The sequence below is a fragment of the Duganella sp. Leaf126 genome (assembly GCF_001423125.1).
Taxonomy (GTDB): Bacteria; Pseudomonadota; Gammaproteobacteria; order Burkholderiales; family Burkholderiaceae_D; genus Rugamonas.
This window is the reverse complement of record NZ_LMNW01000001.1, coordinates 118,171-143,201: the sequence shown is the minus strand read 5'-3', so window position 1 is coordinate 143,201 and position 25,031 is coordinate 118,171. Positions and strand designations below refer to the sequence as shown.

Here is a 25,031-nt window from a genome sequence, read left to right as displayed (position 1 = left end):
TTCAGGCAGGACGGAACGATTGCAGGAAGTCCAGCAACTGCGGGTGGTGGCTATAGGCGACGTTGAACCGGAACCAGACCGACTCGGGCGGGCGCAGCATGAAGAAATCGCACGGCGACAACAGGATGCCGGCCTTGAGCGCCGCGTCCGCAATGCGCTTGCCGTTCCAGTCCGCGCGCGGTGCAGCGTGCCAGCCGGCCGAGACGAACATGCCGCCGCGCGGCCTGGCCAGCGGCGTCATGCCGGCGCCGTGCAGGCTGTCGAGGGTGCGCTCGCGCCCCGCATCGAGCTGCGCCACCAGCTTGTCCACCGTGCGCCGGTAGGGGCGGGCGCTGATCGCGTGGTACACGGCGCGCTCGTTGATCTCGGACGTGGTCAGCCCGGCCAGCATTTTCACCCGCAGCAGCTCGGGCAGCAGCGAGGCGGACGCACAGATTGATCCCACCCGCAGCACCGGCGACAGCGTCTTGGAAAAGCTGCCCACCCGGATCACGCGGCGCAGGCCGTCCATCGCCGCCAGCGAGGCGTCGCCGCGCTGCGCCAGTTCGCGGTAGATATCGTCCTCCACCAGCCAGAAATCGAACTGCTCGGCCAGGGCCAGCAGCCGGTGCGCCTGCGCTGCCGACAGCGACGTGCCCAGCGGGTTGTGCAGCACCGTGTTGACGAACATGAGCTTGGGCTGCGTGAGCGCGGCCTCGCGCGCCAGCAGCTCGACATCGATCCCGTGTTCGCCGCGCGGGATGCCGACCGCAATGCAGCCGTGGTGGCGGATCAGCGAGTGCAGGTTGCTGTAGCCGGGGTCCTCGACAAACACCGTGTCGCCGGGGCGGGTCAGCGTGCGCAGCACCAGGTCGAAGGCGTGGGTGGCGCCGTGGGTCAGCATGATCTGCTCGGGATCGACCGGGAACAGTTCGTCGCTCAGGGTGGCGGCCAGGTGGTGGCGCAGCGTGGGAAAACCCATTGCGTGGCCATAGCCGCGCAGGCGGCTGGACGGAATGCGCATCGCGTGGCGCACGGCGTCGAGCACCGTGTCGTCGCCGTACCACTCGGGCGGCAGCCAGCCCACGCCGGCGGCCAGCGCCTCGGAGACGCCCGAATACAGGTCCGGGGTGAGCGCGTCGATCGCGGTCGGCATCGTGTGCAAAGCCATCGGCGTGAGCACCGGCGGCAGGTCCTGGCGGGCCACGAAGTAGCCGGAACCGCGCCGCGACATCAGCAGGCCCGACGTCACCAGCCGGTCGTAGGCTTCGACAACTGTAAAGGTGCTCACGCCATTACACTTGGCAAACTGCCGCACGGACGGCATTTTCGTGCCGACGCGCAGGGCGCGGCTGCCCACCAGGGCCGAGATTGCCGCGACGATCTGCTCGACCAGGCTGCCCTTCTTGCTGCGCTCTATAGCGACGACGGGCCAGTCGGGTTGATCCACCGCAACGTTTCCATTGCCCATGCTTGACTCCTTCCGGGTCCACCTCAAAACTGTATCGTTTCAGCGACCGATACGGTTGGACTGTTTTGCCGCCCGTGTATCTGTGCCATCGTTGCATCGCTGACTATTATTGCATCATCATTTTGCCACTTGTAAAATTTTTTTACGGGTCGTCAAAACCCTTACGATGGAGCTTTGCATGCACCTGTCCCGTCCCGACGCCATGGCATCGTTCTGGATGCCCTTCACGAATAACCGCGATTTCAAGGCCCATCCGCGCCTGCTGGTTTCTGCCGAAGGCATGTACTACAAGGATGTCGATGGCAACACCATCCTCGACGGCACGGCCGGCCTGTGGTGCGTACCGTGCGGCCACGCCCAGCCCAGGATCGTCGCTGCCGTGCGCGAGATGGTCGGCCAGCTCGATTTCGCGCCGACCTTCCAGATGGGCCACCCGGCCGCCTTCGAACTGGCCGAGCGGCTGATGGACTACACCGGTCACCGCTTCGGCCACGTGTTCTACACCAACTCCGGTTCCGAGTCCGTCGACACTGCGCTCAAGATGGCGCTGGCCTACCACCGGGCGCGCGGCGAGGCTGGTCGCACCCGCCTGATCGGCCGCGAACGCGGCTACCACGGCGTGGGTTTCGGCGGCATTTCGGTCGGCGGCATCGCCGGCAACCGCAAGCCATACGGCGTGATGCTGCCCGGCGTCGATCACCTGCCGCACACCCACGACCTCGAAAAAAACGCCTACACGCGCGGCGAACCGCAGCACGGCTTCGAACTGGCCGACGAACTCGAACGGATCGTGGCGCTGCACGACGCCTCCACCATCGCTGCCGTGATCGTCGAGCCGGTGGCCGGGTCCACCGGCGTGCTGGTGCCGCCCAAGGGCTACCTGAAACGCTTGCGCGAGCTGTGCACCAGGCACGGCATCCTGCTGATTTTCGATGAAGTGATCACCGGTTTCGGCCGCCTGGCCACGCCCTTCGCAGTCGACTACTTCGACGTCGAGCCGGACCTGATGACCACCGCCAAGGGCCTGACCAATGGCACCATTCCGATGGGCGCCGTGTTCAGCAAGCAGTTCATCCACGACGCCTTCATGGATGCGCCGCCGGGCATCGAACTGTTCCACGGTTACACCTATTCGGGCCACCCGGTGGCCTGTGCCGCGTCGCTGGCCACGCTGGAAGTGTTCAGGGAACAGGACATCCTCGGCCACGCGGCCGGCATGGTCGCGTACTGGACCGACGCCGTGCACGCGCTCAAGGGGCTGCCGCACGTGATCGACATCCGCAGCATCGGCCTGGTGGCCGGCATCGAGCTGGCGCCGATCGCCGGCAAACCCGGCGCGCGCGCGTTTGCCGCCTTCAAGCAGGCCTTTGCAGACGGGGTGCTGATCCGCGTGACCGGCGACATCATCGCGCTCTCGCCACCGCTGGTGCTCGAGAAAAAACATGTCGATGAACTGTTCGGCAAGCTGACCACGATTTTGAAAAACCTCGACTGAAGCGATCCACGACATGAACCATCCTGACACCATCACGCACTTCATCAACGGCGCCAAACGGGATACGGCGTCCGGCCGCTATGCCGATGTCTATAACCCGGCGCTGGGCGAACCGGTTGCGCGCGTGGCGCTGGCCAGCGCGGACGAGGTCGATGCGGCCGTGCGCGCTGCCGAGGCGGCGTTTCCGGCGTGGTCGGCGACGCCGCCGCTGACCCGCGCCCGCGTGCTGTTCAAGTACCTGCAGCTGTGCCAGCAGCATGTCGATGATTTTGCGGCAGTCGTCACGCTGGAACACGGCAAGACCTTTGCCGACGCCCAGGGCGAAGTGGCGCGCGGCATCGAGATGGTGGAATTCGCAGTCGGCATCCCGCAGATGCTCAAGGGCGAATTCACCGAGCAGATCTCGCGCGGCATCGACGCCTGGTCGCTGCGCCAGCCGCTCGGCGTGGTGGCCGGCATCACGCCGTTCAACTTCCCGGTGATGGTGCCGATGTGGATGTTCCCGCTTGCCATCGCCTGCGGCAATACCTTCGTGCTCAAGCCGTCCGAACGCGACCCGTCCGCCTCGCTGCTGCACGCCAAACTGCTGCAGGAGGCGGGCCTGCCGGACGGCGTGTTCAACGTGGTACAGGGCGACAAGCTCGCGGTCGATGCGCTGCTCGACCATCCTGCCATCGCGGCAGTGAGCTTCGTCGGCAGCACACCGATCGCCGAATACATCTATGCGCGCGGCTGCGCGGCGGGCAAGCGCGTGCAGGCGCTCGGCGGCGCCAAGAACCACATGGTGGTCATGCCCGACGCCGACATGGACATGGCGGTCGATGCGCTGATGGGCGCCGCATTCGGCTCGGCGGGCGAGCGCTGCATGGCCATCTCCGTGGTGGTGGCCGTCGGCGACGCCGGCGACCGCCTCGTCGATGCACTGGCGCAGCGCACGGCCGCACTGAAAGTGCGCGACGGCATGGCGCATGACGCCGAAATGGGACCGGTGGTCTCGCGCGCGGCCCAGCAGCGCATCGAGAACCTGATCGGCGACGGTGTGGCGCAAGGCGCGACCCTGGTAGTCGATGGCCGCCACCACGTGGTGCCCGAACGCGAGAACGGCTTCTTCGTCGGCGGCACCCTGTTCGACCATGTCACGCCCGACATGCGCATCTACAAGGAAGAGATCTTCGGCCCGGTGCTGTGCATGGTGCGCCTGCCCGATGTGGGCAGCGCGGTGGACCTGATCAACCGTAACGAATACGGTAACGGCGTGGCGATCTACACGCGCGACGGCGGTACGGCGCGTGAATTCGTGCGGCAGATCCAGGTGGGCATGGTGGGGGTGAATGTGCCGCTGCCGGTGCCGATGGCGTTCAACAGTTTCGGCGGCTGGAAGCGCAGCCTGTTCGGCGACCACCACGCCTACGGACCGGAAGGCGTGCGCTTCTACACGCGGCACAAGGCGGTGATGGAACGCTGGCCAAATACCGCGACCGCTGGCGCAGAATTTGCATTCCCTCAGATGAAGTAATCCCAGCCATCGTTGTATCTCGCCAGGAAGAACGCATGATGATCGAAGCCCTCAACCACCTGCCGCATCCGAGGGAAGCCAATGCCCAACTGGCTTCCCGCTTTACCGACCTGGCGCCGGCCCTCACTGCGCGCCAGGCTGCCATCGAGAGCGCGCGCTGCCTGTACTGCTACGATGCGCCATGCACGCGCATCTGCCCGACCGGTATCGATGTCGCCAGTTTCATCCGCAATATCCACGATGACAACATCGACGGCGCTGCCACCGGCATCCTCAGGCAGAACATCTTCGGCGGCAGCTGCGCGCGCGTCTGTCCCACCGAAATCCTGTGCGAGGACGCCTGCGTGCGCAACCACGACGCGGAAGGTCAGCCGGTCAGGATCGGCCTGTTGCAGCGCTACGCGACCGACAACATGGCGCTCGCCGCGCATCCGTTCGCGCGCGCTGCCGCCACCGGCAAGACGGTCGCCGTGGTCGGCGCCGGGCCGGCAGGGCTGTCGTGCGCACACCGGCTGGCCATGCTCGGCAACGACGTGGTGGTGTTCGAGGCGCAGCAGAAGCCCGGTGGCCTGAACGAGTACGGCATCGCCAAGTACAAGCTGACCGATAACTTCGCGCAGAAGGAAGTGAACTTCCTGCTCGAGATCGGCGGCATCGAGATCCGTCATGGCCACAAGCTTGGCGCCGACTTGTCGCTCAAGCAGTTGCATGCGCAGTACGACGCCGTGTTCCTGGCGCTGGGCCTGGGCGCCAGCAGGCAGCTGGGTCTGACCGGCGAGGAAGCACCGGGCCTGCTGGCGGCGGTCGATTACATCGCCGAATTGCGCCAGGCCAGCGACCTGGCTGCACTGCCGCTGCCGTCGCGCGCCATCGTCATCGGCGCCGGCAATACCGCCATCGACATGGCGGTGCAGATCCAGCGCCTGGGCGCCGAGGAAGTGACGCTCGTGTACCGCCGTGGCTTCGAAGCGATGAGCGCGACCGGGCACGAACAGCATATCGCCAGGGATAACCAGGTGCGCCTGCGCACCTGGGCCCAGCCGCAGCAGGTGCTGCTCGACGACGCCGGCCGCGTGCGCGGCATGCGCTTCGAGCGCACCACGGACACCGGTGGCCGCTTGAACGGCACCGGCGAAACCTTCGAGCTTGCTGCCGACGCCATCTTCAAGGCCATCGGCCAGGGCATGGACACCGTCAGCATCAGCGATCCGCTGGCCGCGACCCTGCAGCGCGACGGCGACAAGATCTATGTCGATGCGCATTTCCGCACCGTGCTGCCGGGGATTTATGCAGGCGGCGACTGCGTGGCGCCGGGCCAGGACCTGACGGTGCAGGCGGTACAGCACGGCAAACTGGCCGCGCATGCCATCCACAGCGACATCAACCCTGAACTGGAGGCCCGGCATGGCTGATCTGAGCATCGAATTCTGCGGCATCAAATCGATCAATCCATTCTGGCTGGCCTCCGCCCCGCCGACCGACAAGGCCTACAACGTGGTGCGCGCGTTCGAAGCCGGCTGGGGCGGCGTGGTGTGGAAAACGCTGGGCGAAGACCCGGCGGCCGTCAATGTCTCGTCGCGGTACTCGGCCTTGTACGGCAAGAACCGCGAGGTGATCGGCTTCAATAATATCGAGCTCATTACCGACCGCTCGCTTGCCATCAACCTGCAGGAAATCACGCAGGTCAAAAAGGACTGGCCGGACCGTGTGATCATCGTCTCGCTGATGCTGCCGTGCGAGGAACAGCTGTGGGCCGAGATCCTGCCACTGGTGGAGGCGACCGGCGCCGACGGCATTGAGCTCAATTTCGGCTGCCCGCATGGCATGCCGGAACGCGGCATGGGGGCGGCCGTGGGCCAGGTGCCCGAGTACGTGGAAATGGTCACGCGCTGGTGCAAGACCCACAGCAGGCTGCCGGTCATCGTCAAGCTCACGCCCAATATCACCGATGTGCGCGCGCCGGCGCGCGCGGCCAAGGCTGGCGGCGCAGACGCGGTCTCGCTGATCAACACCATCAATTCGATCACGCACCTGGACCTGGACCGGATGGTGGCGTTCCCGGTGGTGGGCGGCGCCAGTACCCACGGCGGTTACTGCGGCACGGCCGTCAAGCCGATCGCCCTGAACATGGTGGCAGAAATCGCCCGCGATCCGGCCACGGCCGGCTTGCCGATATCGGGCATCGGCGGCATCGGCAACTGGCGCGATGCCGCCGAATTCATCGCGCTCGGCGCCGGCTGCGTGCAGGTGTGCACGGCAGCCATGCTGCATGGCTTCCGCATCGTCGAGGAAATGAAAGATGGCCTGGCGCGCTGGATGACGCAGAAGGGCTATCACACGATCAGCGACTTCGCCGGCAAGGCCGTGCCCAATACCACCGACTGGAAATACCTGGACATGAACTACCAGGTCATTGCCCAGATCAGCCAGGACGACTGCATCCAGTGCGGCCGCTGCTACGTGGCGTGCGAAGATACATCGCACCAGTCGATCCGGCAGACCATCGATGCTGCCGGCGGCCGCCGCTATGAAGTGATCAAGGAAGAGTGCGTGGGCTGCAACCTGTGCGAGATCACCTGCCCGGTGCAGGGCTGCATCACGATGGTGCCGCAGCAGACCGGCAAGCCGTATATGAACTGGACCGAGGACCCGCGCAACCCGCGCGCCGAGCGCTCCGCCGTGGCGCAGGGGGTGTAACCTCCCTGGGTATGAAACTTGCAGCGTCAATGCCGCAGGCCGGCCTGTCGTAACGCATGGCGGTTTGCGCTGGCGGCAACCGCATCGCGCGCGGCGCCGGCTTCGCAGCAGCTTGTCGACCAACCTTGGGAGTGTGCCCGTGACAGCAAGACCAGCAAGTCCACCAAGTCCACCAAGTCCGGCAAACTCGTCCCGCAGCACGCAGTTGTGGAACGAAGACCTGGCGCCGACCACCGCTGCCCAGCGCACCTGGCGCTGGTACCATTTTGCGGCGCTGTGGGTGGGCATGGTGATGTGCATCCCGGCGTACACGCTGTCGGCCAGCCTGATCGAGGGCGGCATGTCCGGCTACCAGGCGGTACTCACGGTATTCATCGCCAATGCCATCGTGCTGCTGCCGATGCTGCTGATCGGCCATGCCGGCACCAAGTTCGGCATCCCGTACGCGGTGCTGGCGCGCGCGTCGTTCGGCACTTCCGGTGCCAAACTGCCGGCACTCATGCGCGCCATCGTCGCCTGCGGCTGGTACGGCATCCAGACCTGGTTCGGCGGCCAGATGATCTATACCCTGCTCGGCGTGCTGGCGGGCAGCGAGATCGGCGGCGCCCGGATCGCCATCCTCGGCATCAATGGTGCGCAGCTGCTGTGCTTCCTGGCGTTCTGGGCCATCCAGCTGTACTACATCGTGCATGGCATGGAGTCGATCCGCAAGCTGGAGACTTACACGGCGCCGCTGAAGATCCTGATCTGCTTTGTTTTGCTGGGCTGGGTCCACAGCAAGGCCGGCGGCTTTGGCGACCTGCTGTCGGCGCCCTCGCAGTTCGTCGCCGGCGGCAAGAAGGCGGGCCAGTTCTGGTCCGTGTTCTGGCCCTCGCTGACCGCCATGGTCGGTTTCTGGGCCACGCTGGCGTTGAACATTCCCGACTTTACCCGCTTTGCCAAAACCCAGCGCGACCAGGTGGTGGGCCAGTCGGTCGGCCTGCCGGTGCCGATGGCGCTGCTGTCGATGATGGCGGTGATCGTCACCTCTGCCACGGTGGTCCTGTACGGCAAGGCGATCTGGGATCCGGTGGACCTGGCCAGCCGCATGACCGGCGTGGCGGTGCTGGTGGGGCTGATCATCCTGCTGATCGACACGGTATCGGTCAACCTGGCCGCCAACCTGGTGGGTCCGGCCTACGATTTTTCGGCGCTGGCGCCCAGCCGGATCAGCTACCGCACGGGCGGCTACCTGACGGCAGCCATCGCGATTGTCATGATGCCGTGGAAGCTGCTGGAATCGACCGAGGGTTATATCTTCACGTGGCTGATCGGCTACTCGGCGCTGCTCGGCCCCATCGCCGGCATTCTGATCGTCGATTACTACCTGGTGCGCAAGACCCAGCTCGAGGTCGACGATTTGTACCGCGAGAACGGCTGCTATAGCTATCCCGGGGGATCACTGCGCGGCTGGAACGTGGCCGCGCTGGCAGCGTTCATCGTCGGCGTGCTGCCCAATATTCCGGGCTTTCTCAACGCTGCGTTTCCGGCGTCGTTCCCGGGCGTGGGCCCGCTGTTCAAGACCATCTACACCTATGCATGGTTCGTCGGCGTGGCCATCTCGGCCATCGCCTACGGCATCATGATGAAAGGGAAAAGGAGACCTGCATGACTACCTTGATTCGGGGCGGCACCGTCGTCAACGCCGACCGCGCGTTTCGCGCCGATGTGCTGTGCGACGGCGACAAGATCGTGGCCGTGGGCGAAAATCTCGAGGCCCCGGCATCGGCCCGCGTGATCGACGCCGGCGGCCAGTATGTGATGCCGGGCGGGATAGACCCGCACACCCACATGAATCTGCCGTTCATGGGCACCGTCACCGAGGACGATTTTTTTACCGGTACGGCAGCCGGTCTGGCCGGCGGCACCACGACCATCATCGACTTCGTGATCCCGGCGCCGCAGCAGAACCTGATCGACGCCTACCGACAGTGGCGCCAGTGGGCAGCCAGGTCGGCCGGCGATTACAGCTTCCACGTGGCCATTACCTGGTGGGACGATACCGTGCACCGCGACATGGGCATCCTGGTGCGCGACCATGGCGTCAACAGCTTCAAGCACTTCATGGCGTACAAGAACGCCATCATGGCCGACGACGAGACCCTGGTCAAAAGCTTCCGCCGGTCGCTCGAACTCGGTGCGATCCCGACCGTGCATGCAGAAAACGGGGAGCTCGTGTATCAGCTGCAGCAGGATCTGCTCAGGCAAGGGCTGACCGGTCCCGCCTCGCATCCGCTATCGCGCCCGCCGGCGGTGGAAGCGGAGGCGGCCAACCGCGCGATTGCGATCGCCAATGTGCTCAACACCCCCGTGTACATCGTCCACGTCTCGTGCGCGGAGTCGCTCGAGGCCATCACCCGGGCGCGGTCGCACGGCCAGCGCGTGTACGGCGAGGCGCTGGCCGGCCACCTGGTGATCGACGAAAGCGTGTACCAGAGCGAGGATTTCGCCTATGCAGCGGGCCACGTGATGAGCCCACCGTTTCGCAGCAAGCACCATCAGAAGGCGCTCTGGGACGGTCTGCAAAGCGGCAACCTGCATACGACCGCCACCGACCACTGCACCTTCTGTGCCGAGCAAAAGGCAGCCGGCAAGGACGACTTCACCAGGATCCCGAACGGCTGCGGCGGGGTGGAAGACCGCATGGCGGTGGTATGGGACGCCGGCGTGAACACGGGGGGGCTGACGCCGTCGGAATTCGTGCGCGTGACTTCCACCAACGCCGCGCAGATCTTCAACATCTATCCGCGCAAGGGCGTGATTGCCGTCGGTGCCGACGCCGATATCGTGGTGTGGGACCCGCAGGGTACGCGCACGATTTCCGCCAAAACCCAGTTTGCCAAGGGCGGCTTCAATGTGTTCGAGGGCCGCACCGTCAAGGGCATCCCGTCCACCACGGTGGCAGCGGGCAAGGTGGTGTTCCAGCATGGCCAGTTGATGGCCGTGGAAGGCGCCGGCCGCCACATCGACCGTCCGGCATTCACCCATTCCACCCAAGGAGCCTGACCATGACAGACCTGCGCATTGATGGCGACCGCCTGTGGGCATCGCTGATGGAACTGGCACAGATCGGTGCCACCGCCAAGGGCGGCGTCAAGCGCCTGGCACTGACGGACCTCGACAAGCAGGGGCGCGACCTGGTGGTGCAGTGGGGCAGGCAAGCGGGCATGTCGATTACGATCGACCAGATCGGCAATGTGTTCATGCGCCGCGACGGCGCCAATAACGCGCTGCCGCCGGTGATGACCGGCAGTCATATCGACACCCAGCCCACCGGCGGCAAGTTCGACGGCAATTACGGCGTGCTGGCCGGGCTGGAAGTGGTGCGTACACTGAACGATTTGAATATCCGCACCGAAGCGCCGATCGAGGTAGCGTTCTGGACCAACGAGGAAGGCTCGCGCTTCGTGCCGGTGATGATGGGTTCCGGCGTCTTCTGCGGCGCCTTCAGCCTGGAGACCGCGTATGCGGCCACGGACATCGACGGCAAGACCGTGGGCGAAGAACTCGCCCGCATCGGCTACCGCGGCGACCAGGTGCCCGGCGAACATCCGATCGGCGCCTACTTCGAGACCCATATCGAACAGGGCCCGGTACTCGAAGACGCGGGCAAGGTGATCGGCGTGGTGCCGGCCGTGATGGGACTGTCGTGGTACGACTGCGTGGTGACCGGCATGGAAGCGCACGCCGGCCCTACGCCGATGGGACTGCGCAAGGACGCGCTGCAGGTGGCCACCGTCATCATGCAGGAAGTGGTGGCCATCGCCCACCGCTACCCGCCGTACGGGCGCGGCACCGTGGGCATGGTGCAAGTGTTCCCCAACAGCCGCAACGTGATCCCGGGCGAAGTCAAATTCAGCATCGACCTGCGCAACGTGAACGACGACCTGCTGAACACCATGCACGCCGAGCTGCTGGCATTTATCGACAAGACGCGCAGCGACACCGGTCTGACGATTGCGCTCGACCGCGTGTCGTACTATCCGCCATGCCCGTTCCACCCCGACTGCGTAAGCGCCGTGCGCAACGCCACCGCCAGACTCGGTTACCCGACCATGGACGTGGTCTCGGGCGCCGGCCACGACGCGATTTATGCGGCGCGCCTGGCGCCATCGGGTATGATCTTCGTGCCGTGCAAGGACGGCATCAGCCACAACGAAATCGAGGACGCCAAGCCCGAGCACCTTGAAGCCGGGTGCAACGTCCTGCTGCATGCGATGCTCGAACGCGCCGGGAAAGTGGACTCTTGAAAATACCTTATTTGCCGGCAGCGGCGCTTGTTGTCCAGGCCTTGAGCCTGACGCTGGGCGCGATGCAGACCGGCCACGCCGAAGAAGCCCTGACCCAGGGTACGATCTCGATTTACGCCGGCGGCAAGCCGGTCGCCGGCCTGCTGTTCCCGATCGGGGTCCGGCCGACACTCTCCGTGGTTGCCAACAACAGGGAGAATGATGGCAAGGCCATGCACCTGACCGGCAACGTGCAAGGGCGCCTGACACTGCCGGCAGACCAGTCCATCGCGCTGTTCGGCGAAGACATCGTGCTCACCCGGGAAGTCATCAGCGCCGAGCGGGCAAAAGCCATGCAGGACCTGGAAAAGATGGCGGCGTCCGACCAGCTGTACCGGGGACGCGACGCGACAGGCGTCTCGTTGACCGATGACGACTGGCGCCGGCAAACCGCCATCGATGTTGCGAATGCCAATCGCCTGGTGCAGATCATCGACACCTTCGGCTGGCCGGGCCTGCGCTTCGCCGGCCCGGCCTCGCAGACCGCCTTCCTGGTCTTGCAGCACGCCGATGATGCCACCCAGCGCAAATATCTCCCCCTGCTGCGGCAGGCGGTGGAGCGGCACGATGCGCTGGGCAGCGAGCTGGCGATGCTGGAAGACAGGCTGCTGGTGGCGGAAGGCAAACCACAACGTTACGGCACCCAGCTCGGCGGCGAACCGCTGCATTTTCAACCGATTGAGGACGAAGCCAACGTCGACGCCCGCCGCCGCAGCATCGGGCTACCGACCATGGCCGAATATGCCGGCTTGTTCGGGCTGACGTATCTGCCGGTGGCTGCGCGGGCGGAGAAAGCGCAGCAGCGCTGACGCCGTGGTGGCGCAAGCTGCCGGGCGCGGCGTCGGTAAAATGCCGGTCATGACCATTAACATCCCTCGACGCACCGCCACGTCCACTGTCGTCCTCTGGGCGCAGGCGAGCTGCCTGCTCGGCCCGGCCGCGCATCGAGGACATGGGCGCGCGCTAGCTCGTGCAAGGTGACGGCGCCACCTGCACCGGTCCATCGGAACTGTTGATGCCATCCCAGGAAGCCGGTTGTGTTTCCCGCCCTGGCAATCATGCTCACTGTGCCTACGATGGCCGTTAAGTTAGGCCCTTCATTTCCGTCGTACTCGCGAAGGCGGGTACCCAAGTTCCGCGAGATGCGTCGACATGTCAGCCAACTTGGGTCCCCGCCTGCGCAGGGACGACGTTTTTATGCCAACAAAATTAATACTTTTCGCTTAACTTCACTGCATGAGGAACTGACCCCTAAGTTTGGAAGTTGCGGATGAAGTCGAGCAACACCCGCGCCGCGATGTCGGCATCGTCCGCCGTCATGGTTTCCAACGGGTTGTGGCTGATGCCGCCGTTGCCGCAGCGGGTAAACAGCATGGCGACGTCGGTGATGGCGGCCATGGCCATCGCGTCGTGGCCGGCGCCCGAGAGCAGATCGTAGCGCGGCAGGCTGGCGCGTTCGACTGCGGCGCCCAGCTGGTCCATCAGGCGTGGCGCGCAGGGGGCGGCGGCAGCGTCGACGATCTGTTCGGAGGTGAATGTCACCTGGCGCCGTGCGCAGATGGCAGCGATGCCATCGAGGACGTCCTGCACTGCGGCCTGCCGCACCGCATCGTCGGCGGCGCGGATGTCGAGCGAGAGCTGGCAGGCGCCGGGAATCACGTTGACCGAGCCGCCGGGGACGGTCAGCTGGCCCACGGTGCCCACCAGCGATGGCGCCTGGCTGCAGCGCCGTTCGACCAGCAGCACAATCTCGGCGGCCGCGGCGGCAGCGTCCTTGCGCATGTCCATGGGCGTGGTGCCGGCGTGGCTGGCCAGTCCCGTCAGCTGCACCAGGAAACGCGAGCTGCCGGCAATCGCCGTCACCACGCCCAGCGCCAGGTCGCGCTGCAGCAGCACCGGGCCCTGTTCGATATGGACCTCGACAAAGGCCAGCACGTCCTGCGGCTGGCGGGCCAGGGCAGGGATGTGCGTGACATCGTGACCGGCAGCGGCCAGTGCCGCGCGCATCGTGATGCCGTCGGCGTCCTGCTGGTCAAGCAGCGCCATATCGAAGCGTCCCGTGATGGCGTTACTGCCGAGGAAAGTGCTTTTGAAGCGCACGCCTTCTTCTTCCGCGAAGCCGACCACCTCGAGTTGGAACGGCAACTGCTCGCCGCGTTGATGCAGGTGGCGCACGATCGCGATCGGCAGCAGGATGCCGAGGCGGCCATCGTATTTGCCGCCGTTGCGCACGGTGTCGTAGTGGGAGCCGGTCATCAGCGTTTTCGCGCCCGGCGCACCGCTGCGGTACACGCCCACCACGTTGCCGACGGCGTCGATGCGGGCGTCCATGCCGGCGTCGGTCATCCAGTCGCGCAGCTGGGCGGCGGTGCGCTGGTGGGCCGGCGTCAGGTAGGCGCAGGTGAGATCCGGTTCATGGCCGGGGCCGGGGCCGGCGTCGATATCGCTCCAGGCAGCGAGGGTTTCGGCCCACGCCATGATGGCGGGGCCGAAGGCGAGCGACACGCCCAGCAGGTCGCCCAGGCGGATCTCGGCGATGCGCTTGATCTGGCGCAGGCATTCGGCGATTTCGTCATCGCGGCGATGGTTCAGGCGGCGGCTGAAGGCGGCGATTACCTGGCGCCGTGTCAGCCCCTTGCCGGTCGGGCCTTTCACGGCCAGGATGAAGGGAAAGCCGAACTTCGCGTTGTAGTCGGCATTGAGCTGCTGCAGCTGCGCGTACTCTGCGGCGCTGCACAGGTGCAGGCCCGACGCTGCCTGTTCGCTGCTCGATTCCTCGGTAAGCTGGCCGGCGACGGCGGCCTTGCCGGCCAGTTCCGGGTGGGCGCGGATCAGGCCCAGTTGTTCATCAAGCGTGGCACGCGTGACCACGTCCTGCAAGGCCAGTTTGAGCGCCGTGTCGCTGGCGAACGGCCGCTGCGCGGCCGCGCGCTCGGGAATCCACGGCGAGTGTTCGTAGATGCCGCGCAGGTGGTCGATGAAGGCGGCGGCGTTGCAGCCATTGAGCTCGGAAAGGGTGACGGTGGTCATGGCGTGGATGTCCGCACGGGGGACGCGTGGTTGTGTGGATGTATGGGCTTGTATGTGAGCGAACCTCGATCATAGCGCGGGCGGGAAGATCCGACATATGCCGCGCCGTTTATCGCCTATACGGTGAAAACATGCATCGGCTCTCCGCCGGCGCGGTGGGGGGCCATTCGGAGCCGCTTACTTCAGCGTCAGGCCCTTGGCCGCCGCCGCCACCTGGTCGCGCAGCCACTTGTGTTCGGGCGCCTGGTGGACACGCTCGTGCCACAGCTGGTAGAAACGCATGGCCGGGAACTTGACCGGCACGGTATAGGTTTTCAGCTGCATCTGTTTTTCGTACTGGCGCACGAACTGGCGGCCCGTGGTCAGCACCAGGTCGGTCTGCGCCAGCATGTTCGGGATCAGGCCGAAGTAGGCCGATTCCACCACCACGTTGCGCTGCAGGCCCTGGCGGTCGAGGAAGTCGTCGATCACGCCCAGGTAGCCGGGCATCAGCTGGGTGGGCGCCACGTGGGGCAGGGCCAGGTAATCGTCGAGCGTCATGGCGTCGCTGGGCGTGCGCAGCGCGTACGGGCAGTCGGCGCGCATCACGCAGGTGATCGGGTCTTCGAACAGCTTGGACATGTGCAGATGCTCGGGCGGCTCGTCCCAGTTGGCGATGACGAGGTCCATGTCGCCGTCCGACAGCAGGCGCACGTAGTCCACGCGCGGACCGAGGCTGTGGATCTTGACGCGGCTGTTGGGCGAGCCGCGTCGCAAAAGCGCAACAAGATTCGGCAGGAACTGGCTGTCGAGATAATCGGGGGCGGCCACGTGGAAGGTGCGCGCTTCGATCTGCGGCACGAACGGCGACTTTTTCAGGAACAGGTTCTCGGTTTCGTCGAGGATGCGCTTGGCCGGCAGCAGCAGGCTTTCGCCGTGCTGGGTGGGCACCATGCCACGGGCGCCGCGGACCAGGATCGGATCGCCGGTCAGCTCGCGCAGCTTGCGCAGCGACGCCGAAATCGAGGGCTGCGGCTGATTCAGTTTGAGCGCCACCCGCGAGACATTTTTCTCCACCAGCAGCAGGTACAGGATGCGGATCAGGTGCAGGTCCAGGTGTTGCGGGAGAGCGGCCATGAAAAGTCTTGTTCGGTTTATACAGATTGCGATATGTTTAATATACTCGATAGTTCATGTGCCATGCAGCATTTGCGACTATCGTCCTTACATCAGCCTAGCCTCCACCTGAAAGAGCAGCCATGGAATTGTTCGCGTCACTCGTCCCTTATGGCCTCGAATGGCTCAACCTCCTGGTGCGCTGGCTGCACGTCATTACCGGTATCGCCTGGATCGGCGCCTCGTTCTATTTCGTCTGGCTCGACAACTCGATCCGTCCGCCGGCGCCAGGTTCCGACCTGGCGAAAAAAGGCGTGTCCGGCGAACTGTGGGCGGTGCATGGCGGCGGCTTTTACAACCCGCAAAAATACCTGGTGGCGCCGGCCGAACTGCCCAAGGAGCTGCACTGGTTCAAGTGGGAGGCTTATTCCACCTGGCTGTCCGGCATCGCCCTGCTGACCATCGCCTACTACTTCAACGCCCAGGCCATGATGATCGACAAATCGGTGGCCGACATCACCAGCTGGCAGGCGGTCGGCATCGGCATCGGCACGCTGGTCGTCGGCTGGACCGTGTACGACCTGCTGTGCCGCTCGCCGCTGGGCAAGCACGACTTCTGGTTCGGCGTGGTGATCTTCGCGCTGATCGTGGCAGCGGCGTTCGGCCTGACCCATGTGCTCAGCGGCCGCGCCGCCTACATCCACGTCGGTGCACTGATCGGCACCATCATGGTGGGCAATGTGCTGATGCTGATCATTCCCGGCCAGCGCAAGATGGTCGAGGCCATGTCGGCCGGCCGCATGCCCGACCCGGTGCACGGCCAGAAGGCCAAGCAGCGCAGCGTCCATAACAACTACTTTACCCTGCCGGTGCTGTTCATCATGATCAGCAACCACTACGCGATGACCTATCGCCACGACCATGCGTGGCTGGTGCTGGCCATGATCATGGCCGCCGGTGTGTTCATCCGCCACTTCTTCAACCTGCGCCACAAGGGCCGCGTGGAATGGCGCTATCCGGCGATCGGCGTGGTGCTGCTGGCGACGGTGGCCGTGGCGATCGCACCGAGCCGCCCGGCCCCGGTGACCGGTGCCGCTGTCGCTGCCCCGCAGGCAGCGGCGGCACAGTTCGCGCAGGTGAAAGCCGTCATCGACCACCGCTGCGTGGCCTGCCATGCCGCGCAACCGAAGCAGCCCGGTTTTGCCGCGGCGCCGGCCGGCATCATGCTCGAGCACGAGGCGGAAATCCGTCAGAACGCCGAGAAGATCTACAAGCAGACGGTCCAGCTCAAAGCCATGCCGCTGGCGAACCTGACCCAGATGACCGACGCCGAACGGGCGCAGATCGCCGCCTGGTACCAGGCCGGCGCACAATGAAAGCCGACATGAACGACCAAAAAGACCGACTGGCGCAGTGGATCGACGCCCATTTCGACGAGCAGTTGGGCGTGCTCCAGCAGCTGCTGCGCATTCCCACCGACACCCCGCCCGGCAATAACGCGCCGCACGCCGAGATGGTGGCCGACCTGGTGCAGGCATACGGCTGGACTGCCGAACGGCACGCGGTGCCGCAGCAGCAGGTGCGCGAGTACGGCATGGAGAGCATCACCAACCTGATCGTGCGCCGCCCTTACGGCAGCGGCGGTCCCACGCTGGCGCTCAACGCCCACGGCGACGTGGTGCCGCCCGGCGACAACTGGACCTATCCGCCGTACGGCGGCGTGGTCGACCAGGGCTATATCTATGGCCGCGCCGCTGCCGTCTCCAAGGGCGATTTTGCCACCTATCTCTTCGCCACCCGCGCGCTGGAAGCGCTGGGCGTGCCGCTGCAGGGGGCGCTGGAGCTGCACTTCACCTACGACGAGGAATTCGGCGGGCTGCTGGGCCCCGGCTGGCTGCTCGACCAGAAGCTGACCCGGCCCGATTACGTGATTGCGGCAGGCTTCAGCTACCACATCGTCACCGCCCATAACGCCTGCCTGCAGCTGGAAGTCACGGTCCACGGAAAATCGGGTCACGGCGCCATGCCGGAAACGGGACACGATGCGCTGCAGGCGGCCACCCGCATCCTCAACGCGCTCTACGACCAGCTGCCCGAACTCAAGAAAATCAAGTCCGGCATCGCCGGCATCGACTCGCCGACCATGCTGGTGGGTCGTATCGATGGCGGCACCAACACCAACGTGGTGCCGGGCAAGGTGGTGCTCAAGCTCGACCGCCGCATGATACCCGAGGAGGATCCGGTCCAGGTCGAGGCCCAGGTGCGCGCGCTGATCGAGCAGGCGGTGGCAGGGCAGGCGGGCATCACGCTCGAGATCAAGCGCCTGCTGCTGTCGCACGCGCTGCGCGAGCTGCCCGGGACGGCGCACCTGGTGGCCAGCCTCCAGCGCAACGCCGAGACCTACCTGGGCGAGACCATCCCGGCCCAGGGCACGCCGCTGTACGCGGACGCGCGCCTGTACGGCGAATACGGCATTCCGGCCGTGCTGTACGGCGCCGGCCCGCGCACGGTGCCCGAATCGAACGCCAAGAAGGCCGACGAGCGCCTCAGCCTCGACGATTTGCGCAAGGCGACCAAGGTGGTGGCCGCCACGTTGTTCGATTTCCTGGGAGGCAAGTAAATAACTGCCAAGAAACCGGTCCCGCCGCACAATTGTGCGCGGTGGTATTGCCGTATGATACGAATGTTTTCCTCCTTACGGCCGGACCGTGTATCGCTACGACTTGATCAGCTGCCACGACTGCGGGGTGCTGCACCAGCATCGCCCTGTGCAACCGCGCGAAAAGGCGCGGTGCGTGCGTTGCGGCTCGATCCTGTATCGCGGCATCCGGTCCGACCCGCGCGCCATGGCCGCCATCACGCTGGCCGCCATCTTCACCTTCCTGATCGCCCAGTTCTTTCCCATCGTCGAATTGTCCGTCAGCGGCTACAGCATCGATTCCACGCTGCTGGGCGCGATCTACGTGCTCTGGCGCGAGAAGATGGAAATCGTCGCCACCGTCGTCACGCTGTTTACCATCGTGCTGCCGGCCGTCGAGCTGGGAGCGCTGTTCTATGTCACGCTGGCGCTGAGCCGGGGGCGCCGGCCGCCCGGCTTCGACTCCATGCTGCGTGCGCTCGGCACGGCGCGCCGCTGGGGCATGACGGAAGTGCTGATGATCGGCATCCTGATCACCATCGTCAAGATGACCAGCCTGGCCCGCGTCATCGTGCATCCGGGCCTGTTTGCGTTTGCCGTGCTGACGCTGATGCTGGCCGTGGTGATGTCGTTCGATCCGAAAATCCTGTGGAATATCGGCGAGCACCTGCCGGGACCGAAGGGCATGCGGCCGTCGCAGTCGCAAGTCAATTACCGCGCGCTGGCCGCGGGCGCGCCGCTGGTGGCCTGCCACAGCTGCGGCCTGGTCGCGCCCGAAGAGGGCCGACACCAGCGCTGCGTGCGCTGTAAGTCGGCGCTGCACCGCCGCCGCCCGAACAGCGTGGGCCGTACCTGGGCGCTGCTGCTGGCCGCCACCATTCTCTACCTCCCCGCCATGCTGCTGCCCGTGATGTACACCAACTCGCTGCTCGGCAAGGAGGATGACACCATCATCAGCGGCGTGCTGCTGTTCTGGAACAGCGGCTCGCAGGCACTGGCCATCATCATCTTCGTGGCCAGTATCGCGGTGCCCGTGCTCAAGCTGGTGGCGCTGGCCATCCTGGCGACCACCGCCCAGCGCCGTTCGCGCTGGCGCCCGGACCAGCGCACGGCGCTGTACCGCATCGTCGAATTCGTCGGCCGCTGGTCGATGCTCGATATTTTTGTCATTACGCTGACGGTGGCGCTGGTGCGCTTCCAGTCGCTGGCGGTGATCACCGCCGGCCCAGGCGCGCTGGCGTTCTGCGCCGTGGTGGTGCTCACGATGATGGCGTCGATGCAGTTCGATCCGCGCCTGATCTGGGACCCCGTCGAATCACATGGAGAAAAGCATGCCTGAAAACGAAGACCACCGGGCGCCGGTGCACGAACCGGCTGTCGAAAAATCCCATCGCTGGCTGCCATCGCTGGTCTGGCTGATCCCGCTCTTGGCAGCGCTGATCGGCGTCGGCCTGGTGATCAAGACCTTTGTCGACCAGGGACCGTCGATGACGGTGAGTTTCCGCAGCGGCGACGGCCTGGAGCCGGGCAAGACCAAGGTCAAATACAAGGATGTCGATATCGGCATCGTGCGTTCGATCTCGATCGCGCGCGACCTGTCCAAGGTGCTGGTCAAGATCGACATGAGCAAGGATGCCGAGCGCTTCGCCGCCACCGATACCCGCTTCTGGGTGGTGCGGCCCAAGGTGGGCGCCACCGGCGTGACGGGGCTCGGTACGCTGCTGTCCGGCGCCTACATCGGGGTCGATGCCGGCAAGTCCGAGGATACCGCCACCGAATTCACCGGGCTCGAAGAAGCGCCGCAGGTGGCGGCCGACGAAAAGGGCAGCTTGTACACCCTGCATGCCGAGAGCCTCGGCTCGGTCGATGTGGGTTCGCCGATCTATTACCGCCGCATCGCCGTCGGCCGGGTGACCGCCTTCGACCTCGAAGAGCAGGGGCGCGGCGTGAAACTCAAGGTGTTCATCCGCGCGCCGTACGACCAGTACGTGGGCAAGAACACGCGCTGGTGGCATGCCAGCGGTGTCGATGTCCGGCTCGATTCGTCGGGCTTCAAGCTCAATACCCAATCGCTGGCAGCGCTGGTGGTCGGCGGCATCGCCTTCGAAAGCGCCAACGGCCAGAAGCCGGACGCCGTGGCGCCGCAAGGCAGCCAGTTCCTGCTGGCCGCCGACCAGGCCAGCGCACTGCGCGACCCGGACGGCCCGGCAATCACCACCGTGCTGTACTTCGACCAGTCGCTGCGCGGGCTGTCGCAGGGCGCGCCGCTGGACTTCCGCGGCATCGTGCTGGGCGAAGTGCGCTCGGTCGGCGTCGAATACGACCGCGTCAAGAAAACCTTCCGCATGCCGGTCACGGTGGACATGTACCCGGCACGTCTCGGGCGCGCCTTCCAGAAGAGCATCGATAACGAGCAAGACCGCAATGCCGGGCCGCAGCTGATGGAGCGCATGGTGGCGCGCGGCCTGCGCGGCCAGCTGCGCACCGGGAACCTGCTCACCGGACAGCTGTACGTGGCGCTCGACTTCTTCCCCAACGCACCGTCGGTCAAGGTCGATACCAGCAAGGATCCGCTCGAGATTCCGACCGTGCCCAACACGCTCGACGAGCTGCAGACCCAGCTCTCGAGCATCGCCCGCAAGCTCGATAAAGTGCCGTTCGAGGAAATCGGTACCAACCTGCGCGACACCCTCAAGAGCGCCAACATCCTGCTCAAGCAGCTCGACGCGCAGGTGGTGCCCGAGATGAAAGACACGCTGGGCGCGGCGCGCAAGACCTTCAGCACCGCCGACGAACTGCTGCAGAAGGATTCGCCGGTGCAGTCCGACCTGCGCGAGGCGCTGCAGCAGCTGACGCAGACCATGGAGTCGATCAATGCGCTGTCGGACTACCTGGAACGCCATCCCGAGTCCCTCATCCGCGGCAAGCCGGAGAAAAAAGGAGAGAAGAAATGATGCAACGCCCGTATCGCCGTGCCCGCGTGGCCGCCGCAATCGCTGCCGCTGCTGCGCTGGCCCTTGCCGGCTGCTCCAGCACGCCGCCGGACCGTTTCTACAGCCTGGCCACCGGCATGGGCACGCCCGCCGCGCACAGCGGCGCGGCGCCGAACTACTATGTCGAGATTCCGGCAGTGACCGTGCCGCAGCAGGTGACGCGCAAGCAGCTGGTGGTGGTCACCGACGGGCGCATGGATTTGCTGGAGCAGGACCTGTGGACCTCGCCGCCGGCGGCGGAAATCGGCCAGGCCCTGTCCCAGGTGGTGACCGGCGCGCTCGGCGCGGTGGACGTGTTCCGCACGCCGACGCCGGACGGCGCCACCGTGTACCGCATCAGCACCAACGTCCAGCGCTTCGAATCGGCGCCGGGCAAATACGCGCTGCTCGACGCCGTCTGGAGCGTGCGCCGTGTAGGCAGTCCGCAGGTACTGACCTGCCGCACCGTGACCAGCGAGACCGTGGGTGCCGGCAATGAGGCGCTGGTGGCCGGCCACCGCCGCGCCGTGGCGCGCCTGGGCAACGATGTCGCTGCCGTGGTGCGCGCGCTGGCGGTCAATGGCAGCGCCGCCTGCCCGTCCGCGTCGGCCGCAGCGGCTGCGCAACCGTAGGCCGGCCATGGGACAGATTTTCCTGGTGCGCAGCGCGCAGGCCTCGTTCGGCAGTGCCGATTACGACCAGCTCTCGGCCCGCGGCGTGCAGCAGGCGCGCCTGCTGGGCCGGTGGTTTGCCAGTCGCGGTCAGCAGTTCCACCGCGTGCTCACCGGCGGCATGGTGCGCCATGCGCAGGCAGCGCACGCGTGCCAGGCCGAGATGCCGGCCGGCGCGTGGCCATCCCTCCGCGATACCGAAGCGGGCTTCGCCGAGTTCGACCACCACGAGGTGATGCTGCGCCATTGTCCGGAATTTGCCGACCCGGCAGCGCTGGCGCTGCGGCTGGCCGGCCAGCCCGCGCCGCAGCGCGCCATGGAGCAGCTGTTCCGCGCGGCGATGCAGCGCTGGATGACAGGCTGGCACGACGACCAGTATGCGGAAGCATGGCCGGAGTTTCGCGGCCGCGTGGTGGCCGCGCTGGAGCGCCTCGACCGCCCCGACAGCAAGCAGGCCACGCTGGTCTTCACCTCCAGCGGCGTGATCGCCACCGTCATGCAGCACGTGCTGGGCCTGCAGGATTACCAGGTGATGGAAATGACCTGGAAGATGGCCAACTGCTCGGTGACCCGGCTGCTGCACCGGCCCGGCGAATTCGGCCTTGATTACTTCAACAACTATGCGCACCTGGAAGCGCTCGGCGGACCTGACGTGCTGACCTACCGCTAGCGACGCCTAGCGGGGATCGGACCGGGCTGCGCGCGACCCTGTCTTGGTCGCGCACAGATAGCCGGCCAGCGCCAGCACCGTGAACAGGATTGTGCTGACCGTAAAATTGGCGCTCGGCGTCAGCGGCAGGCCCGATACCACCATGGTGCCTGCACCGGCGAAGCCGTACTGGATGCAGGTGAGCAGTCCCAATGCATGGGCGCCCTGGTCCTGGAACTGGTTCGTCACCATCACCTGCACCGGCGGGTTGATGAGGGCCGTGGCAAGGCGCAGCAGACAGCTTCCCAGCGTGAGCAGCGCGACGGTGAGCAGGGTGTCATGGCTCGCTGACTGGGCGGCGACTACGAGGGCGCCCAGCAGGGAAATGGCGATGCCGATGCCGACGATCCGTTGCGGCGCCAGGTTGTTTTCGTTCAATTTGCTCATCACGCGGTTACCGAACAGGTAGGCGCCGGCGATCCCGACGAACAGCCAGCCATAGCTGGTTTCCGCGATCCGGTACTGGTCGATGTACATGAAGCTGGAAATGCCGATGAAGGCATAGAAGGCGGCAAATGCCGAGCCGACGATCAGCGCCAGGCTCAAAAAATAGCGGTTGCGCAGCACGCTGGCATACGCGCGCAGGTGGGCCTGCAGGCTGAAGGCCTGGCGGAACGCCTGCTGCCGGTGGTTGCTCTCCCGGATCGCTAACCAGGCCCAGGCGAACAGCGGCAGTTCGAACAGCGCGATGGCCCAGAAGCAGTTGCGCCAGCTGGAGACCTTGACGATCCACGCGCCCAGCACCGGCGCCAGGATCGGCGAGAGCACCAGCCCGACCACCAGCAGGCCGGTGGCGTGCAGCTGCGCCTTCTTGTCCATCGTGTCCTTGATGACCAGCCGCAGGACGATGTAGATGGCGGCACTGCCGAGCGCCTGCGCCACGCGCATCGCGATCATGGTCGGCATGCTGGTGGACAGGGCGATCCAGGCCGAGGCGAGGATCTGCACCAGCAGGCAGCAGAGGATGGTGGGGCGGCGGCCCCACAATTCGCTGACGACGCCGATGAACAGCACGAACACGGCCTGGCTGTAGTTATAGGCCGAAATGGTCAGATTGCTGACACTCATCGGTACGCCGAACTCGCGTGCGATCTGCGGCAAGCCGGGCAGGTAGATATCGGTGCACGCCTGGGTAGCAAAAAGCAGCAAGACCATCAGCAGGATGGGGGGCGGTCGCAGCGCGTTGTCGGTCATGTCAGGGCCTGCAGAAGGAAGGTCGGGTTGGTGCTAGACGCCTATTGTTACTTTTAATGCAATTTAAATCAAGTCGGCCGGGCGAGCGATCGCCCGGCCCCAGCTCTGCCGGGCCACCTGTTAGAATCGCAGCATGACCGATCCCATCGACAACCCGCCCGGTACCGACAGCCCCCGGCGCCGCCGTAACAGCGGCGGCATCACGCTGCGCGACGTCGCGCGCCTGGCCGGGGTGGCGCCGATCACCGCGTCGCGCGCCCTGAACAATCCCAGCGTGGTGTCCGACGCGATCATGCAGCGCGTGAAGGACGCGGTGGCGCAGACCGGGTATGTACCGAACATGCTGGCCGGCGGCCTGGCGTCGCGCAAGAGCCGCCTGGTGGCCGCAGTGATACCGACCATCACCGGCAACGTCTTCCTCGAGATGGTGCAGTCGCTCACGGCGGCGCTGGCGCAGCACGGCTACCAGGTCATGCTGGGGCAGTCCGGTTACGAAAATTCGCGCGAGGACGAGCTGCTGGAGGCGATCATCGGCCGCCGTCCCGACGGCGTGGTGCTGACCGGGATCATGCATTCGCCGGCCGGCCGCAAGCGCCTGCTCAGCAGCGGCATCCCGGTGGTGGAAACCTGGGACCTGACGCCCGATCCGATCGACATGCTGATCGGTTTTTCGCACGAAAAAGTGGGGCAGGCGGTGGCCGCGTACCTGCATGGGCGCGGCCGCCGCCGCGTCGCCACGCTCGGCGCCGACGACGACCGCGCGCGGCGCCGCATGGGCGCATTCTCGGCAGAGGCCGTTGCGCTGGGCATGGCGGCGCCGGGCGAGGCGGCCGTGCCGGCCCTGGTGGCGCCCGCGCCCACCAATACCGGTTTCGGGCGCACCGGCCTGCGCGCGCTGCTGGCGCAGCATCCCGACATCGACGCCGTGTTCTGCAGCTCGGACATGGTGGCACTCGGTGTGCTGACCGAGGCGCAGGCGCTGGGCATCGCGGTGCCGGCGCAGCTGGCGGTGGTGGGCCAGGGCGACCTGGCGTTTGCGCGCGAGCTGCACCCGGCGCTGACCACGGTGCGCATCGACGGCGCCCTGATCGGCACCATGGCCGCGCGCTACATCCTGGACCGCTCGCACGAGCGCGAGGTGGGCGAGCGGATACACGATATCGGCTTCTCGATCATCGAGCGCGACAGCGCCTGAATTCAGGCGCTGTTGCCACGTACTTGCCTGTATGTGTGTAC

General features: G+C 65.9%; 19 protein-coding genes. 15 read left to right on the top strand and 4 right to left on the bottom strand.

The window, feature by feature from the left end; translation table 11 throughout:
- Position 1: 1 nt before the first annotated feature.
- Positions 2 to 1,450: a PLP-dependent aminotransferase family protein gene (locus ASF61_RS00495; protein ID WP_056150005.1), complete on the bottom strand. Its 1,449-nt coding sequence runs from the start codon at positions 1,448 to 1,450 to the stop codon at positions 2 to 4.
- Between the two features lie 178 nt (positions 1,451 to 1,628).
- On the opposite strand from ASF61_RS00495, the gene ASF61_RS00490 reads away from it, so the two are divergent.
- The 8 genes from ASF61_RS00490 to ASF61_RS00455 all read left to right on the top strand — a co-directional run bounded on the left by ASF61_RS00490 (position 1,629) and on the right by ASF61_RS00455 (position 12,295).
- Positions 1,629 to 2,945: an aspartate aminotransferase family protein gene (locus ASF61_RS00490; protein ID WP_056150003.1), complete on the top strand. Its 1,317-nt coding sequence runs from the start codon at positions 1,629 to 1,631 to the stop codon at positions 2,943 to 2,945.
- Positions 2,946 to 2,958: 13 nt separating this feature from the next.
- The gene (locus tag ASF61_RS00485) at positions 2,959 to 4,461 is read left to right on the top strand and encodes a CoA-acylating methylmalonate-semialdehyde dehydrogenase (protein ID WP_056149999.1); all 1,503 of its coding nucleotides are present in this window, start codon (positions 2,959 to 2,961) and stop codon (positions 4,459 to 4,461) included.
- Between the two features lie 35 nt (positions 4,462 to 4,496).
- Positions 4,497 to 5,873 (top strand): NAD(P)-dependent oxidoreductase, encoded by a 1,377-nt coding sequence (locus ASF61_RS00480; RefSeq protein WP_056149997.1) that lies wholly within the window; start codon positions 4,497 to 4,499, stop codon positions 5,871 to 5,873.
- The gene (preA, locus tag ASF61_RS00475; RefSeq protein WP_056149994.1) at positions 5,866 to 7,158 is read left to right on the top strand and encodes an NAD-dependent dihydropyrimidine dehydrogenase subunit PreA; all 1,293 of its coding nucleotides are present in this window, start codon (positions 5,866 to 5,868) and stop codon (positions 7,156 to 7,158) included. Before ASF61_RS00480 ends, preA begins: the two co-directional genes overlap by 8 nt.
- Before the next feature lie 205 nt (positions 7,159 to 7,363).
- Positions 7,364 to 8,809, top strand: a complete 1,446-nt coding sequence (locus tag ASF61_RS00470) for an NCS1 family nucleobase:cation symporter-1 (protein WP_156369416.1) — start codon at positions 7,364 to 7,366, stop codon at positions 8,807 to 8,809.
- Positions 8,806 to 10,203 (top strand): dihydropyrimidinase, encoded by a 1,398-nt coding sequence (gene hydA / locus ASF61_RS00465; RefSeq protein WP_056149988.1) that lies wholly within the window; start codon positions 8,806 to 8,808, stop codon positions 10,201 to 10,203. Before ASF61_RS00470 ends, hydA begins: the two co-directional genes overlap by 4 nt.
- Before the next feature lie 2 nt (positions 10,204 to 10,205).
- Complete coding sequence (locus ASF61_RS00460) at positions 10,206 to 11,447, top strand: Zn-dependent hydrolase (protein ID WP_056149985.1); 1,242 nt, start codon at positions 10,206 to 10,208, stop codon at positions 11,445 to 11,447.
- Positions 11,448 to 11,488: 41 nt separating this feature from the next.
- Positions 11,489 to 12,295 carry a DUF6624 domain-containing protein gene (locus tag ASF61_RS00455; RefSeq protein ID WP_056149983.1) on the top strand — a complete coding sequence of 269 codons (807 nt, stop codon included), beginning with the start codon at positions 11,489 to 11,491 and terminating at the stop codon, positions 12,293 to 12,295.
- Between the two features lie 442 nt (positions 12,296 to 12,737).
- Here ASF61_RS00455 and ASF61_RS00450 read toward each other — a convergent pair whose 3' ends face one another.
- Positions 12,738 to 14,516, bottom strand: coding sequence for an allantoate amidohydrolase (locus tag ASF61_RS00450; RefSeq protein WP_056149979.1), 1,779 nt, complete (start codon positions 14,514 to 14,516; stop codon positions 12,738 to 12,740).
- A gap of 177 nt (positions 14,517 to 14,693) precedes the next feature.
- Positions 14,694 to 15,632 (bottom strand): LysR family transcriptional regulator, encoded by a 939-nt coding sequence (locus ASF61_RS00445; RefSeq protein WP_056149976.1) that lies wholly within the window; start codon positions 15,630 to 15,632, stop codon positions 14,694 to 14,696.
- 122 nt (positions 15,633 to 15,754) lie between these two features.
- On the opposite strand from ASF61_RS00445, the gene ASF61_RS00440 reads away from it, so the two are divergent.
- The 6 genes from ASF61_RS00440 (at position 15,755) to ASF61_RS00415 (ending at position 22,562) form a co-directional block, all read left to right on the top strand.
- Positions 15,755 to 16,987 (top strand): urate hydroxylase PuuD, encoded by a 1,233-nt coding sequence (locus ASF61_RS00440; protein ID WP_056149973.1) that lies wholly within the window; start codon positions 15,755 to 15,757, stop codon positions 16,985 to 16,987.
- An 8-nt stretch (positions 16,988 to 16,995) separates the two neighbouring features.
- Positions 16,996 to 18,231: a M20/M25/M40 family metallo-hydrolase gene (locus ASF61_RS00435; protein WP_056151158.1), complete on the top strand. Its 1,236-nt coding sequence runs from the start codon at positions 16,996 to 16,998 to the stop codon at positions 18,229 to 18,231.
- Positions 18,232 to 18,319: 88 nt separating this feature from the next.
- Positions 18,320 to 19,588: a paraquat-inducible protein A gene (locus tag ASF61_RS00430; protein WP_056149970.1), complete on the top strand. Its 1,269-nt coding sequence runs from the start codon at positions 18,320 to 18,322 to the stop codon at positions 19,586 to 19,588.
- Positions 19,581 to 21,203 (top strand): intermembrane transport protein PqiB, encoded by a 1,623-nt coding sequence (locus ASF61_RS00425; protein WP_056149963.1) that lies wholly within the window; start codon positions 19,581 to 19,583, stop codon positions 21,201 to 21,203. Before ASF61_RS00430 ends, ASF61_RS00425 begins: the two co-directional genes overlap by 8 nt.
- Positions 21,200 to 21,853, top strand: coding sequence for a membrane integrity-associated transporter subunit PqiC (locus tag ASF61_RS00420; protein WP_229205662.1), 654 nt, complete (start codon positions 21,200 to 21,202; stop codon positions 21,851 to 21,853). Before ASF61_RS00425 ends, ASF61_RS00420 begins: the two co-directional genes overlap by 4 nt.
- 7 nt (positions 21,854 to 21,860) lie before the next feature.
- The gene (locus tag ASF61_RS00415; RefSeq protein ID WP_056149960.1) at positions 21,861 to 22,562 is read left to right on the top strand and encodes a histidine phosphatase family protein; all 702 of its coding nucleotides are present in this window, start codon (positions 21,861 to 21,863) and stop codon (positions 22,560 to 22,562) included.
- Positions 22,563 to 22,568: 6 nt separating this feature from the next.
- Here the strand turns inward: ASF61_RS00415 and ASF61_RS00410 are convergent, their stop codons facing one another.
- Positions 22,569 to 23,795, bottom strand: a complete 1,227-nt coding sequence (locus ASF61_RS00410; protein ID WP_056149957.1) for an MFS transporter — start codon at positions 23,793 to 23,795, stop codon at positions 22,569 to 22,571.
- A 133-nt stretch (positions 23,796 to 23,928) separates the two neighbouring features.
- Here ASF61_RS00410 and ASF61_RS00405 point away from each other — a divergent pair, with 133 nt between their 5' ends.
- Positions 23,929 to 24,990 carry a LacI family DNA-binding transcriptional regulator gene (locus tag ASF61_RS00405; RefSeq protein ID WP_056149952.1) on the top strand — a complete coding sequence of 354 codons (1,062 nt, stop codon included), beginning with the start codon at positions 23,929 to 23,931 and terminating at the stop codon, positions 24,988 to 24,990.
- Positions 24,991 to 25,031: the final 41 nt, after the last annotated feature.